Here is a 13561-nt window from a genome sequence, read left to right on the forward strand (position 1 = left end):
ATGAGCTTTACTTAAGCAATGATGACACGAATTATTTAAGGTGATAAATTGCACAGCGGTAAACATAAAGACACAATAATCTGATCTTAAGCGAGCATCTTCTCGCCCATTATTTGTGTGACCTGAACAGTGTAATTGTTAGATAAATAATGACGTTAAGACATGACTGCACAATCCTGGCAAACTCTGCGCACTAAAAAATACCAACTCTCTCTGCGACTCTTTTTGTTTCTCAACGCTATTTCCGCGTTGTTTGCTGTAGCCTTTCCGATCTATCCCAGTCAAACCCTCTCTATACCTGGGTTCCTTATCCTTGGACTGAGCACTGCGTTGCTGACATGGCATGTAAGGTATGCGAAGAAACGAATCAATCTCCATGCTATTTCAATACTCTTTGGTGGGTTATGGGCCGCGCACATTACGCTGAAATACCAGGCGTTGCAGAACCCTGGCGATTCCTTTCTGCTGATCGCCCTGCTGACCGTGCTTTTTATTGGATCAATTGCTTTTGCCAATAATATCATCGCATTCACCCTCCATTCGCTGCCATCCTTATTGGCCTGTTTATGGCTAAACGGCAACGAACACGGTCTGCGGTTGCTATTTTTTATGGCCCTGCCCATGGCCGGTATCGCGATTCAACATGTGATTCAAAAGCGCTACGACGATTTCGCCCAACAGTTGATGTTCAAACTGCTCGCCGAAAAAGAGACGCTGACCGACCTGAGTATGCTCGATCCGTTAACGGGCCTGTACAATCGGCGGGGACTCCAGCATAAGCTGAAAGTCATACTGGAACTGGATACGCATGAGCATTACGTTTTGCTGATAGACATCGACCATTTCAAAGCCTACAACGATCACTATGGGCATATGATGGGCGATCAGGCGCTGATCCGCGTTTCCGCCGCAATCCGCAACGCCGTGCGTTCACGCGATATTGTCGCCCGTTTTGGCGGTGAAGAATTTATGGTGTTATTGACGGCGAGCGACCCACTGAAGGCCCGCGAGGCAGCAGAACGCATCCGGCAGAATGTTTACGATCTTAAAATTCCCCATATGTTCAATGAGAACGTCGCGACTCACGTCACGATCAGTATCGGTATTGCGCCTCTGGAGGGGAGAGATGTCGAAGGGGCGATTTTTCATGCTGATAAAGCACTTTATAAAGCGAAAGGTCTGGGTCGCAACCACATTTTAGTCAGTGGCGATCCAAGTATCGCCTGACACGCCGTGGCATATTCGTGCGCCGTTGAACGCCAGACTGACAAAGATCTTGCTATCGGTTATGCCTGTCGCTAGGATTAGTAATCATTATCATTTAGATTACTATCTAACTCATGGCCTATCGTTCCGCACCGATTATTGACGATGTCATCTGGCGAACGCATCTCCAGCCGCAGATGCCCTCGCTGGCTGAGGCCGTGCGCGCAACCATAGCCCAGACGCGTGAACATCTGCTGGATTTCATCCGTCTGGATGAACCCGCCCCGCAGAGCGCAATGACACTGGCGCAGTGGCGTCGCCCCAGCGAAATCCGGTCTCTGCTGGCGGTTTACTCCGATCATATTTATCGCAATCATCCCACGCAGTCGCGAGAAAATAAACCGCTGATCTCACTGTGGGCGCAGTGGTATATCGGTCTGATGGTGCCCCCACTGATGCTTGCCCTGCTCACCCAGGAGACGGCAATTGATGTTTCGCCCGAACATGTCCACGTGGAGTTTCACGAAACAGGGCGTGCCGCGTGCTTCTGGATAGACGTGCATCAGGATCATCTGGCGACGCCGCAATCACCGCAGGCGCGCATGGAAACGTTGGTTAAGCAGGCGCTGACTCCGGTCATCCAGGCGCTTGAGGCAACCGGCGAGATCAACGGTAAACTTATCTGGAGCAATACCGGTTATCTGATTAACTGGTATCTCACTGAGATGAAACCGCTGCTGGGTGAAGAATTGCTGAACACGCTGCGGCAGGGCTGTTTTTTTGAAAAGCAGTTGTCCTGTGGTGCTGACAACCCGCTCTGGCGCACGGTCGTCCCTCGCGAGGGGATTCTGGTACGCAGAACATGCTGTCAGCGTTATCGTCTGCCAGACGTTCAGCAGTGCGGTGACTGTACGCTGAAGTAATCAGGGGGCGTTCGCCCCCTGATAATTACAATGCAATCTGTTCGTTTTCCGCGTCTGAACGCTGTGCCTCTTCCGCCTCTTGTTCCAGCAGTTGCTTCTCGTACACTTTAAAGAACGGGAAATAGATGACGGCAGAAACGATAGCCAGAAGAACGACCAGAATCGCAGCGCGATAATCCCAGCCAAGCGCCCACGCCGCACCAACGGGTGCCGGTGCGGTCCATGGAACCACCGAAATCACGCGACCAATCAGATCCAGTTTCATCGCCGCCCAGGCCAGCACGGCATTCACCATCGGTGCCACCAGGAAAGGAATAAAGAACACCGGATTCATGACGATCGGCGTACCGAAAATCACTGGCTCGTTAATGTTAAAGATGCTGGGCACCACGCTCAGTCGGCCTATCGAGCGCAGATGTACGGAACGACTGCGCAAATAGCAAATCACCAGCCCCATTGTTGCGCCCGACCCGCCGATCACGATGAAGAATGTCCAGAAGGCCTCCATGAAAATATGCGGTAACGGCGCGCCCTGCGCCAGCGCAGTCTGGTTCATACCGAGGTTGGTCAGCCAGAACATTTGCAGCATCCCGGAAACGATCGCCGCACCGTGAATACCGGCAAACCACAACAAATGGCCAATCAGTACCGCCAGTAAAATCGCTGGCAGAGAATCGGCTGCCGATACCAGCGGTTTAAAAACAGACATAATAGCCTGCGGGATGAGCATGTCGAACTGTGACTGAATCAGCAGGCTGAGTGGGTACAATGTCAGCACCACCACCAGTACCGGGATCAGCAGATCGAATGAGTTTTTGATCATCGGCGGAACCTGATCGGGTAAACGAATGCCGATGTTATGTGCCTTCAGAAAGCGCATCATTTCAACGCAATAAATCGCCACCAGAATCGCCGTAAAAATCCCTGTTCCGCCGAGGCTGTCTACAGGCAAAGTGCCTTTTGTTTTAGGCGCGGCGACCAGTAAGAACGCCATGATAGAGAGCATGGCGCACATGAACGGATCCAACTGATGTGACTTCGCGTAATGTTTGCCCAGGTTATAGGCAATAGCGGCACAAATGTAGATCGACATGATCCCCATCGTCATATCAAAAGGGGTCAGGATCTGCCCTTCAAACTGTTTCGCCATATCCAGCCAGGCCCGGGCAAATCCCCACGTGGTATCCGGCGAAAACGGAGGATAGGCAAATACCAACAGAAACGATCCGACAATCATAAATGGCATCGCGGAAATAAAGCCGTCACGGATAGACATAACATGACGTTGTGAAGAAATGCGCCCGGCTATCGGGCTGACATAGTTTTCGACAAACCGGAAAATCACATTAAAGACTGCATGGTTGGTAGATTTCATAAGTGGCTCTTTTTATGTGATACAGAGGAAGTGACAACTCCAGTATTAATCGCTCTTTCACAGACTGCAACCGGTTACGGTAACCGGTTTCCGTGATTGTGAAGAGGATCGAAAAATCACTCATGTTGCTGGTTTGTTACACTAAAACATTTAGTGTACAGAACGACGTATGCCAAATTACACCTGCCGTTTTCTGAAGCGTCGGGGACTGAAGAAAGGGTATCAGGAGAATCGAATGCGTCTGCCACGCGACGGGGACTCCGTGCCGGGGTTTGCCCTTTCGGGCTGGAAACCCCGTTGCTGGTTTACTGTGACTGACTTCAGCATGTGCGTCAGTCATCGTCCGTTCTTTGCTTTCGCGGCGGCTAAAGCAAAATATCCGCTGCATGCAGTAAACCGGCGTCAGAATTGACGCCCAGTTTCGACATCACATTAAACTTGTGCGCCCGGATGGTCTTAATATTCCGCGCCAGTTCAATCGCAATTTGCGGCATTGAGTAACCATTAGACATAAAGCGCAAAATCTCACGCTCAGTTGGGCTCAGCATGCGACTCTGATTGAGATACCAGAGATTGCTGTTACTTTCGCTGATCCGCCGCGTGCCGCTCAATGCGGTAAATAACGCATCCTGTAGCGCAGGGAGCGAGTTTTCTTTACTCAGCACACCATCTAACGGGGAGGGTGACAGCGCGCTGATTAAACGCGCTTCAACATCATCTTCCGCAATAACCAGACGACGCATCCCAGGATAATTTTCGGCCAGTTCGATCAGGCTCATTAGCCCCACTCGCCTGGCTTTTCGGATCGAGGAGAGAGAAAAAATAACGGCAGAAAAAACTGTCGTACTCATCGCCTGTTGAAAATCATCCAGTGTCAAATAAAGATGCAGTTTATATTGGTTATCTGAGGCTACGTTAAATAGATTCTGAATACCAATACCACTCATGACACATTTTTCTATGAGTGCGACATTTCGCGTACGTTTTCTATTTTCCATTCCGCTGACTCTCCATATACTGAAGGTAAATTCAGCTCTCTGACTCCCTGAGAACTGTTAATCCATGCGTACAATTCCGCATTACTGTGTAGTGATAATCGACGCATGGCGCTGTTTTTCTGGGCACTGATGGTTTTATTACTTTTCTTAAGTAACGCTGCAATCTGATTGATCCCCCAACCTTTCCCCAGCAGGCGCAATACTTTTCGCTCTGATAGCGTCAACAGGATAGCGTGAGAACTAAATGCCAGATGTTCTAACAGGGGTGGCGACAGCAACGTTTTGCTGATTCGGTCAGGACTGTTATGCCCAGAACGGATGGTGCTTACCAGACTCTCAATCGGTTCGATATCAGACAGCAGCGTACTAGAGGGACGCATCAGCAATTCGACCGCCTGCGCGTAATACGCGCGCGACACCAAGAAAACCCAGTGGATATCGCGATATTGAGAAAGGAGTGTATAGAATCGCTCACAGACAGTGCGAGGGTGTTGACACTCACCGGTTAAATCCACGATCGCCAACTCTGCTCGCCGTAGCTGTAGTGGCGTGAGTTCTTCTACACCCCCGCAAGAAGTAAGCTCATACTCTGGCAAATGCAGTCGCATAACTCCGTGGAATCCCGCCTGTATAACAGGGACCTTACTGATGACAATTCCGTTTTTGCAGCATCCTGGCAACATATATCCTCCACATTCATATGAATTTATCTACTATTAAATGGATCGCGTTTGTATTAATACATACAAAAATGCAATGCACAAAAATAGAATAATAGACAATATGAATTGTTTATCCTTGGTGTTTTTCTTTAATTTCGCAAGGGGTGGTTATACAACTTTCAGAGGGTATAACACAAGTCGATATTGTTAATATGGTCGTTATACTCCTGAACGGGACATTAAACATTCTTATTTTATATAGGATTTTTCTATTCATCCAAATTTGGACAAATTATTTATTCTTAATTAATTCCCGATATGCCTTCGGAGACAACATTAAATGCTTTTTAAAGAAACGGGAAAAATAAGTTACATCACTGAATCCCAGATAATCGGAGATCTGGCTTACGGTCATGCTGGTATATTGCAGGCTGCGTTTGGCTTCAAGCAGCAACCGCTGATGCAAAACGTTTAATGCGCTGCAATGATGAAATTCACGGCATAACTGATTCAGATAATTTGCAGAGAGGCCGATTCGTTGCGCGTATTCTGTAAGAGGAAGATGCTCACGATAGTGGCTCTCAATCTGCCGGGCAAAAAGACGTAGCGCGCTACGCCGGCGCGCCAGGGCGTCATTCGATTGCAAAATAGGCTGACTCTGCCGACGAAGCCAGACCAGCAGCGCACTCAACAACGAAAACAACATCATTTCCCGCGCCTCATTATCCGTCTGATACTCCTTCTGCAAGGCGGAAAAAAGCGTACGGATGTGACTGCGGGACTGAGCCACCGGTACGCACTGCGGGCTATTCAGCAAAGGGAGCGGCTGTGGAAACTGAGACTCCAGACGGCCAATCAGCGGCAGCGCCAGAGAAAGAACGTAGCCCTGGGTTCCGGGGGAAAAGCGAAAGCCGTGGACACAAAGCGCAGGGACGACCTGAATACAAGCATCGCGCCTCACCGTTGTCTGCCCCTCGATTTCAATCGTTGCCTCACCCCGATGCAAGTAAAGCAACTGGACTATTTCAGCATGTTGATGCACCCGAATATGCCATTCATACAAACTGCTACGCTGATGAATCGACTCACAGTGCAGCAGATCGGGGGTTGGCCATCCCTGTTGTTCACCATACAGTTTAAAAACGGGAATAACGTCAGCCAGTTGCATCATTTTTCCTCATCATTCACCGACTGTCTCGTAAGGCAGTCCGACGTAGTTTTCCGCAATCGTCGTCAGTCCGGCCTTCGAGCCCAGATGGTACTGGCGATCCGCCTCCTGCATCTTGCGCTCAAAGTCGCTTTTGTTCTGGAAATCATGCAGCAGGTGGGTCATAAACCAACTGAATCTCTCTCCTTTCCACACCCGGTTAAGGGCCAGACGGGAATAGGTCGCCAGCAGGTCACTGCGCCCGTGTTGATAGTACTGCATCAATATACGCCATAAATAATTCACGTCGGACGCGGCAAGATTCAATCCCTTTGCGCCTGTCGGCGGAACGATATGCGCCGCATCACCGACCAGAAAGAGCCTGCCATATTGCATGGGTTCCACCACGTAACTGCGTAACGGTGCAATGCTCTTTTCAAGTGAGTGACCAGTCACTAACTTTGTGGCGAGATCATCAGGCAGCCGCCGTTTCAGCTCGCCCCAGAAGCGGTCATCGCTCCAGGATTCCACCCGCTCGCTGAGCGGAACCTGCAAATAGTAGCGACTTCTTGTTAGTGAGCGCTGACTACAAAGTGCAAAACCGCGCTCATGATGCGCATAAATCAACTCCGGATTGACTGGCGGTGTATCGGCAAGCAACCCCAACCAGCCAAAAGGCCAGATACTTTCATACTCGCGGATAAGATCACGCGGGATACTTTGTCGTGAAATACCGTGGAATCCATCACACCCAGCAATGAAATCACACTCAATGCGGCACTTCTCCCCCTTTTTCTCAAACGTGACTGAGGGGTGGTCACTTTTGGCATCGTGAATATCAACCTGCTGGACGCCATAAATCGTGGGCGCACCACACTCGCTACGTGCCTGCATCAGGTCTCGTGTCACTTCCGTCTGCCCGTAGACCATTACGCTTTTGCCGCCGGTTAATTCGCTCAGCGCGACGGGAATGCGTTTGCCATCAAAAATAAACTCAACGCCATGATGTACCAGACCTTCGCTGTCCATACGCTGCGCCACGCCAGCTTCCCGCAAGAGCGAGACCGTCCCACTCTCAAGGATCCCCGCCCGGATACGCCCCAGCACATACTCCGGCGTCTGACGTTCAATGATGAGTGTGCGGATCCCCGCCTTATGCAACAACTGACCCAACAGCAGCCCGGAAGGTCCTGCTCCAATAATTGCGACCTGAGTTTTCATCACATTCCTCGTCTGCATGGTTGATTATTTGTTTAATCAATGTTGAATAAAAGTTTCAAATTGCATTTTTGATAAGCAGTCACAGAAAAAGAAGGTTCAAATGCGGGCAAAAATTGCACTTTTCACCGATTTGGCAAAACTGTGGAGCGGTTCAAATTCTGGTAACCATATGGCCGGTTCTTTTTTCAACAGAAAGATTGATCTCAGCCGGAGCCAAAAAATGCGCGCTTCGTGATACAAAGGAGTCATTCGACAGTACGCAACGCGTCTTTTCAGCCAGGGCGAGTCATGCAAGAAGAGCAGTCATTACAGCGAACGGTTACACGGTTATGCATTCAGTGTGGGCTTTTTTTACTGCAACACGGCGCGGAGAGCGCATTGGTTGATGAACTTTCTACCCGACTCGGGCTGGCATTGGGGATGGACAGCGTCGAAAGCGCAATCTCCTCCAACGCTATCGTTCTGACCACCATTAAAGACGGGCAATGCCTGACCTCCACGCGAAAAAACCAGGATCGCGGCATTAATATGCACGTGGTCACCGAGGTTCAGCACATCGTCATTCTCGCCGAACACAAACTACTGGATTACAAAGACGTCGAGAAACGTTTCAGTCAGGTCAGACCCTTGCGCTATCCGCGCTGGCTGGTCGCGCTGATGGTCGGCCTCTCCTGCGCCTGCTTCTGTAAGCTCAATAACGGTGGTTGGGATGGCGCGGTGATTACCTTTTTCGCCAGTATGGTGGCGATGTATATTCGCCAGTTACTGGCGCATCGTCATTTGCATCCGCAGATCAACTTTTGCGTTACCGCGTTTGTCGCGACCACCATTTCCGGTCTGATGCTGCATCTTCCCACCTTTAGCCAGACGCCCACAGTGGCAATGGCCGCCAGCGTCCTGCTGCTGGTTCCCGGCTTTCCGCTGATCAATGCGGTGGCAGATATGTTTAAAGGACACATTAATACCGGTCTGGCGCGCTGGGCTATCGCCAGCCTGCTGACGCTCGCGACCTGCGTGGGCGTGGTCATGGCACTAACGCTTTGGGGGCTTCGCGGATGGGTATAATCGATTTCATTCTCGCGCTGATGCAGGACATGTTGCTTTCCGCAATCCCCGCGGTCGGGTTCGCAATGGTCTTTAATGTCCCGCACCGCGCGCTGCCCTGGTGTGCGCTGCTTGGCGCACTCGGTCACGGTTCGCGGATGGTGATGATGACCGCCGGATTTAATATTGAATGGTCCACGTTTGTCGCCTCGCTGCTCGTCGGTAGCATTGGCATTCAGTGGTCGCGCTGGTATCTGGCGCATCCCAAAGTGTTTACCGTTGCGGCGGTGATCCCAATGTTCCCGGGAATTTCAGCCTACACGGCGATGATTTCGGCGGTGAAAATCAGCCACTTCGGCTACAGCGAACCGTTGATGATTACGCTGCTGACCAATTTCCTGAAAGCCTCGTCGATTGTGGGCGCGCTTTCGATCGGACTCTCCGTGCCTGGCCTGTGGTTTTACCGTAAACGTCCGCGCGTTTAATCGCTGCGGCAGGCGCATCCCTGCCGCTCCTCCTCATCGGTGTGTTACTATAGAAGCAGTGTCCCTTCCCGGTTGCAGTCGGTATTGAGAAACGTTATGTCATCCAGAATTTTGACCCCGGACGTCATTGGTATTGACGCCTTATTACACGATCATCAGACGGTGCTGGCGAAGTCAGAAGGCGGCGCGGTGGCGGTGTTTGCCAATAACGCCCCGGCCTTTTACGCGCTGACCCCCGCTCGTCTGGCACAACTGCTGGCGCTCGAAGAAAAGCTCGCCCGACCGGGGAGCGATGTGACGCTGGATGCGCAGTTTTATGAAGAACCGCAACCTGTGCCGGTCGCCGTACCGCTGGGAAAATTCGCCATGTACCCCGCCTGGCAGCCGGATGCCGACTTTCAGCGCCAGGCCGCGCTGTGGGGCGTGGCGTTAAGAGAGCCGGTCACCGCCGAAGAACTGGCCTCATTCGTGGCCTACTGGCAAGCGGAAGGCAAAGTTTTTCATCACGTGCAATGGCAACAAAAACTGGCGCGCAGCGTCCAGATCGGCCGCGCGAGCAACGGTGGCCTGCCAAAGCGCGATGTAAACACGGTCAGCGAACCAGATAATCAAATTCCACCGGGTTTTAGAGGTTAACCATGAAAAACGTTGGCGATCTGATGAAACGTCTGCAAAAAATGATGCCAGCCCATATCGAACCCGCGTTCAAAACGGGTGAAGAGCTACTGGCCTGGCAGAAGGAGCAAGGTGAAATTCGCGCCGCTGCGCTGGCTCGCGAAAATCGGGCAATGAAAATGCAGCGCACCTTTAACCGTTCTGGCATCCGTCCATTACATCAGAACTGCTCATTCGATAACTATCATGTTGAATGCGAAGGCCAGATGAATGCGCTGAGCAAAGCGCGCCAGTATGTGGAAGAGTTCGATGGCAACATCGCCAGTTTTATCTTCTCCGGCAAACCAGGGACGGGGAAAAACCACCTCGCCGCGGCAATCTGCAACGAACTGCTGCTGCGCGGAAAGTCGGTGCTGATTATCACCGTGGCGGACATCATGTCGGCGATGAAAGAGACGTTCAGCAATCGCCAGACCAGCGAAGAACAGTTGCTGAACGATCTCAGCAATGTTGATCTGCTGGTCATTGATGAGATCGGCGTGCAAACCGAATCGCGCTATGAAAAGGTCATCATCAACCAGATCGTCGATCGTCGTTCCTCCTCAAAACGTCCGACCGGCATGCTCACCAACAGCAATATGGAAGAAATGACCAAACTGCTGGGTGAGCGCGTGATGGATCGCATGCGACTGGGCAACAGCCTGTGGGTGATCTTCAACTGGGACAGTTTCCGCAGCCGGGTAACCGGCAAAGAGTATTAAGACCATTCTTAGACTGAGCGGCGCTATACTTCGACGAAGGTCTATACACGAGTAATCATAATGAAAACGACAAAACGTTTGCTGTGCTGCGCGATCGCGGCCAGCGCCTGCTTCGCAGCCAATACTTTCGCCGCCTCCTGGCAAGACTCTCTTTCCAGTGCTGCCAGTGAACTGAGCAAGCAGAGTACCACTTCGTCGCAAAACGGCACGTCGCTCTCTTCCCTGACCAGCCTGCTCAATGGCGGCAACCAGGCGCTGAGTGCGAACAACATGAATAACGCGGCCGGGATTTTACAGTACTGCGCGAAGCAGAAGCTGGCTTCCGTTACCGATGCGGAAAATGTGAAAAATCAGGTACTGGATAAACTGGGTCTCGGCGCAACCGAGCAAAAACAGGACACCAACTATCTGGATGGTATTCAGGGTCTGCTCAACACCAAAGATGGTCAGCAGCTTAACCTGAACAATATCGGCAGTACGCCACTCGCAGAAAAAGTGAAAACCAAAGCCTGCGACCTGGTGCTCAAACAGGGTATGAACTTTATTTCCTGATTTCCGACGCCGCGTTTTGGCCGTTTTCCGCCAGACGCGGCGCTTCTTGCCCCTTTTCGCCCTTCTCTTTTGCCCATCCCAGGGATGACGGGAAGTGACGACGATCAAAAAAAGTCTCTTTCTAAACCAATTCTGAATAACAACGTAATTAAATGTCACTAGAATTGCAGCTAAGTGACAACCCCATTACATTGTACGTTCTGTAAACGCTGAGCTGCCAGTCGAACGCCTGGTTTAGAGCCTTATCGCAAGGCTATTTGTGAGGATCGTCCGTTGTCTGAGTTACTCTCCATCGCGCTGTTTCTTGCCTCTGTACTGATTTATGCCTGGAAAGCGGGTCGCAACACCTGGTGGTTTGTCGCCACCCTGGCGGTGCTGGGACTTTTTGTGGTTCTGAATATCACACTCCTCGCCAGCGACTATTTCACAGGTGATGGCATTAACGATGCAGTACTCTACACGTTGACGAACAGTCTGACGGGGGCCGGTGTCGGCAAATACATTCTGCCGGGCATCGGCATTGCGCTGGCGCTCGTGGCGGTCTTTGGTACGCTGGGCTGGGTGCTGCGTCGTCGCCGTCATCATCCTCACCATTTTGGTTACAGCCTGCTGGCGCTGCTGTTGGCGCTGGGTTCCGTCGATGCCAGTCCGGCATTTCGTCAGATAAGCGAACTGGTCAAATCCCAGACTCGCGACGGCGATCCCGATTTCGCGGCCTACTATAAAGAACCGGCGAAAAGCATCCCCAACCCGAAGCTGAATCTGGTGTATATCTACGGTGAAAGCCTGGAGCGTACCTATTTCGACAACGAGGCCTTCCCGGAACTCACGCCGGAACTCGGCGCGTTGAAAAACGAAGGGATGGATTTCAGCCACACCCAGCAGTTACCGGGGACAGACTACACCATCGCCGGGATGGTCGCCTCCCAGTGCGGCATTCCCCTGTTCGCGCCGTTTGAAGGCAATGCGTCAGCATCGGTCTCCAGTTTCTTCCCACAGAATCTCTGTCTTGGGGATATCCTGAAAAACTCCGGCTACCAGAACCACTTTGTGCAGGGCGCAAACCTGCGTTTTGCCGGGAAAGACGTGTTCCTGAAGTCCCACGGTTTCGATTATCTGTATGGTGCCGAAGAGTTAAAAAGCGTCGTCGCCGATCCAAATTACCGCAACGACTGGGGCTTCTATGACGATACGGTACTGGATGAAGCGTGGAAGAAGTTCGAAGCACTCTCTCGCTCCGGCCAGCGTTTTTCACTGTTTACCCTGACTGTCGATACCCATCATCCGGACGGCTTTATCTCGCGCGCCTGTCAGCGCAAACGCTATGATTTTGACGGCAAACCCAACCAGTCCTTTAGCGCCGTCAGCTGTAGCCAGGAAAACATCGCGGCGTTTATCAATAAAATCAAAGCCTCGCCGTGGTTTAAAGATACCGTCATTGTGGTTTCTTCGGACCATCTGGCGATGAACAACAGCGCATGGAAATACCTCAACAAACAGGATCGCAACAACCTGTTCTTCGTGATACGTGGCGACAAGCCGCAGCAGGAGACGCTGGCGGTCAAACGTAACACCATGGATAACGGCGCGACGGTGCTGGATATTCTCGGCGGCGATAACTATATCGGTCTGGGGCGCAGTAGCCTGTCGGGTCAGTCGATGTCGGAAGTATTCCTCAACAGCAAAGAAAAGATCCTCGCCATGAAGCCGGACATCATTCGCCTGTGGAACTTCCCGAAAGAGATGAAAGATTTCACCGTCGACCGGGATAAAAATATGATCGCTTTCTCCGGCAGCCATTTCCGTCTGCCGTTGCTGTTACGGATATCAGATAAGCGCGTCGAACCCCTCCCGGAAAGCGAATACTCTGCCCCGCTGCGCTTCCAGCTTGCCGATTTTGCCCCGCGCGATAACTTTGTCTGGGTCGATCGCTGCTACAAGATGGGCCAGTTGTGGTCACCGGAACTGGCCCTCTCAACCGACTGGTGCGTCTCACAAGGTCAGCTTGGCGGAGAGCAAATCGTCCAGCATGTTGATAAAGCACAGTGGAAAGGCAAAACGGCCTTTAAAGACACAGTGATCGACATGGAACGTTATAAAGGCAATGTCGATACCCTGAAAATCGTCGATAACGACATCCGTTATAAGGCCGACAGTTTTGTCTTCAACGTGGCGGGCGCGCCGGAAGAGGTGAAGCAGTTTAGCGGGATTTCTCGTCCGGAATCCTGGGGACGCTGGTCCAACGCGCAGTTGGCGGAAGAAGTGAAGATCGAGTACAAACAGCCGCTGCCGAAAAAATTCGACCTGGTGATCACCGCGAAAGCCTTTGGCGACAATGCTAATCGTCCGATTCCGGTACGCGTTGGCAAGGAAGAGCAGACGCTGGTGTTAAGCCACGATGTCACCACCACCACGTTGCATTTCGATAACCCGACGGATGCGGATACACTGGTGATTATCCCGCCCGATCCGGTCTCGACCAACGAAGGCAACATCCTCGGCCACTCGCCGCGTCAACTGGGGATCGGGATGGTGGAAATCAAAGTGGTCAGCGCCCAGGGCTGACCACCGG

General features: G+C 51.7%; 13 protein-coding genes. 8 read left to right on the forward strand and 5 right to left on the reverse strand.

Annotated elements, in window-relative coordinates; translation table 11 throughout:
* Window positions 1-162: 162 nt before the first annotated feature.
* Window positions 163-1227 carry a GGDEF domain-containing protein gene (locus tag F384_RS16175; RefSeq protein WP_046487052.1) on the forward strand — a complete coding sequence of 355 codons (1065 nt, stop codon included), beginning with the start codon at window positions 163-165 and terminating at the stop codon, window positions 1225-1227.
* 113 nt (window positions 1228-1340) lie between these two features.
* A complete protein-coding gene (gene fhuF / locus F384_RS16180) occupies window positions 1341-2129 on the forward strand; it encodes a siderophore-iron reductase FhuF (protein ID WP_046487056.1) in 789 nt (262 codons plus the stop codon).
* A 25-nt stretch (window positions 2130-2154) separates the two neighbouring features.
* Here the strand turns inward: fhuF and F384_RS16185 are convergent, their stop codons facing one another.
* From F384_RS16185 to pobA, 5 genes are all read right to left on the reverse strand, one after another.
* Window positions 2155-3504 carry a PTS sugar transporter subunit IIC gene (locus F384_RS16185; RefSeq protein ID WP_046487063.1) on the reverse strand — a complete coding sequence of 450 codons (1350 nt, stop codon included), beginning with the start codon at window positions 3502-3504 and terminating at the stop codon, window positions 2155-2157.
* Between the two features lie 365 nt (window positions 3505-3869).
* Window positions 3870-4502 carry a DNA-binding transcriptional activator BglJ gene (gene bglJ, locus F384_RS16190; RefSeq protein WP_052746943.1) on the reverse strand — a complete coding sequence of 211 codons (633 nt, stop codon included), beginning with the start codon at window positions 4500-4502 and terminating at the stop codon, window positions 3870-3872.
* Window positions 4463-5185: a helix-turn-helix transcriptional regulator gene (locus F384_RS16195; RefSeq protein ID WP_046487073.1), complete on the reverse strand. Its 723-nt coding sequence runs from the start codon at window positions 5183-5185 to the stop codon at window positions 4463-4465. The genes bglJ and F384_RS16195 overlap by 40 nt, the downstream gene beginning before the upstream one ends.
* Window positions 5186-5456: 271 nt before the next feature.
* On the reverse strand, window positions 5457-6332 hold the full coding sequence (locus F384_RS16200; protein ID WP_046487074.1) for a helix-turn-helix domain-containing protein: 876 nt from the start codon (window positions 6330-6332) through the stop codon (window positions 5457-5459).
* Window positions 6333-6344: 12 nt separating this feature from the next.
* Entirely contained in the window at window positions 6345-7532 is a 1188-nt protein-coding gene (pobA, locus tag F384_RS16205) for a 4-hydroxybenzoate 3-monooxygenase (RefSeq protein WP_046487077.1), read from the reverse strand.
* 288 nt (window positions 7533-7820) lie between these two features.
* Here pobA and F384_RS16210 point away from each other — a divergent pair, with 288 nt between their 5' ends.
* The 6 genes from F384_RS16210 (at window position 7821) to opgB (ending at window position 13554) form a co-directional block, all read left to right on the forward strand.
* Window positions 7821-8597, forward strand: coding sequence for a threonine/serine ThrE exporter family protein (locus F384_RS16210; RefSeq protein WP_046487080.1), 777 nt, complete (start codon window positions 7821-7823; stop codon window positions 8595-8597).
* Complete coding sequence (locus tag F384_RS16215) at window positions 8588-9061, forward strand: threonine/serine exporter (protein WP_046487083.1); 474 nt, start codon at window positions 8588-8590, stop codon at window positions 9059-9061. The genes F384_RS16210 and F384_RS16215 overlap by 10 nt, the downstream gene beginning before the upstream one ends.
* A gap of 96 nt (window positions 9062-9157) precedes the next feature.
* Complete coding sequence (gene dnaT, locus F384_RS16220) at window positions 9158-9697, forward strand: primosomal protein DnaT (RefSeq protein WP_046487087.1); 540 nt, start codon at window positions 9158-9160, stop codon at window positions 9695-9697.
* Window positions 9698-9699: 2 nt separating this feature from the next.
* A complete protein-coding gene (gene dnaC / locus F384_RS16225) occupies window positions 9700-10437 on the forward strand; it encodes a DNA replication protein DnaC (protein ID WP_042321989.1) in 738 nt (245 codons plus the stop codon).
* A gap of 57 nt (window positions 10438-10494) precedes the next feature.
* Complete coding sequence (locus F384_RS16230; protein WP_155404013.1) at window positions 10495-10989, forward strand: DUF2501 domain-containing protein; 495 nt, start codon at window positions 10495-10497, stop codon at window positions 10987-10989.
* A gap of 273 nt (window positions 10990-11262) precedes the next feature.
* Complete coding sequence (gene opgB / locus F384_RS16235) at window positions 11263-13554, forward strand: phosphatidylglycerol--membrane-oligosaccharide glycerophosphotransferase (RefSeq protein WP_046487093.1); 2292 nt, start codon at window positions 11263-11265, stop codon at window positions 13552-13554.
* The last annotated feature ends 7 nt before the right edge of the window (window positions 13555-13561 follow it).

This window comes from Citrobacter amalonaticus Y19, assembly GCF_000981805.1.
Taxonomy (GTDB): Bacteria; Pseudomonadota; Gammaproteobacteria; order Enterobacterales; family Enterobacteriaceae; genus Citrobacter_A; species Citrobacter_A amalonaticus_C.

Coding starts and splice junctions, on each gene's coding strand:
- F384_RS16195 (WP_046487073.1), bottom strand. CDS start 5,185: ATGTTGCCAGGATGCTGCAAAAACGGAATTGTCATCAGTAAGGTCCCT.
- dnaT (WP_046487087.1), top strand. CDS start 9,158: ATGTCATCCAGAATTTTGACCCCGGACGTCATTGGTATTGACGCCTTA.
- F384_RS16185 (WP_046487063.1), bottom strand. CDS start 3,504: ATGAAATCTACCAACCATGCAGTCTTTAATGTGATTTTCCGGTTTGTC.
- bglJ (WP_052746943.1), bottom strand. CDS start 4,502: ATGGAAAATAGAAAACGTACGCGAAATGTCGCACTCATAGAAAAATGT.
- F384_RS16210 (WP_046487080.1), top strand. CDS start 7,821: ATGCAAGAAGAGCAGTCATTACAGCGAACGGTTACACGGTTATGCATT.
- F384_RS16215 (WP_046487083.1), top strand. CDS start 8,588: ATGGGTATAATCGATTTCATTCTCGCGCTGATGCAGGACATGTTGCTT.
- F384_RS16175 (WP_046487052.1), top strand. CDS start 163: ATGACTGCACAATCCTGGCAAACTCTGCGCACTAAAAAATACCAACTC.
- F384_RS16200 (WP_046487074.1), bottom strand. CDS start 6,332: ATGCAACTGGCTGACGTTATTCCCGTTTTTAAACTGTATGGTGAACAA.
- pobA (WP_046487077.1), bottom strand. CDS start 7,532: ATGAAAACTCAGGTCGCAATTATTGGAGCAGGACCTTCCGGGCTGCTG.
- dnaC (WP_042321989.1), top strand. CDS start 9,700: ATGAAAAACGTTGGCGATCTGATGAAACGTCTGCAAAAAATGATGCCA.
- fhuF (WP_046487056.1), top strand. CDS start 1,341: ATGGCCTATCGTTCCGCACCGATTATTGACGATGTCATCTGGCGAACG.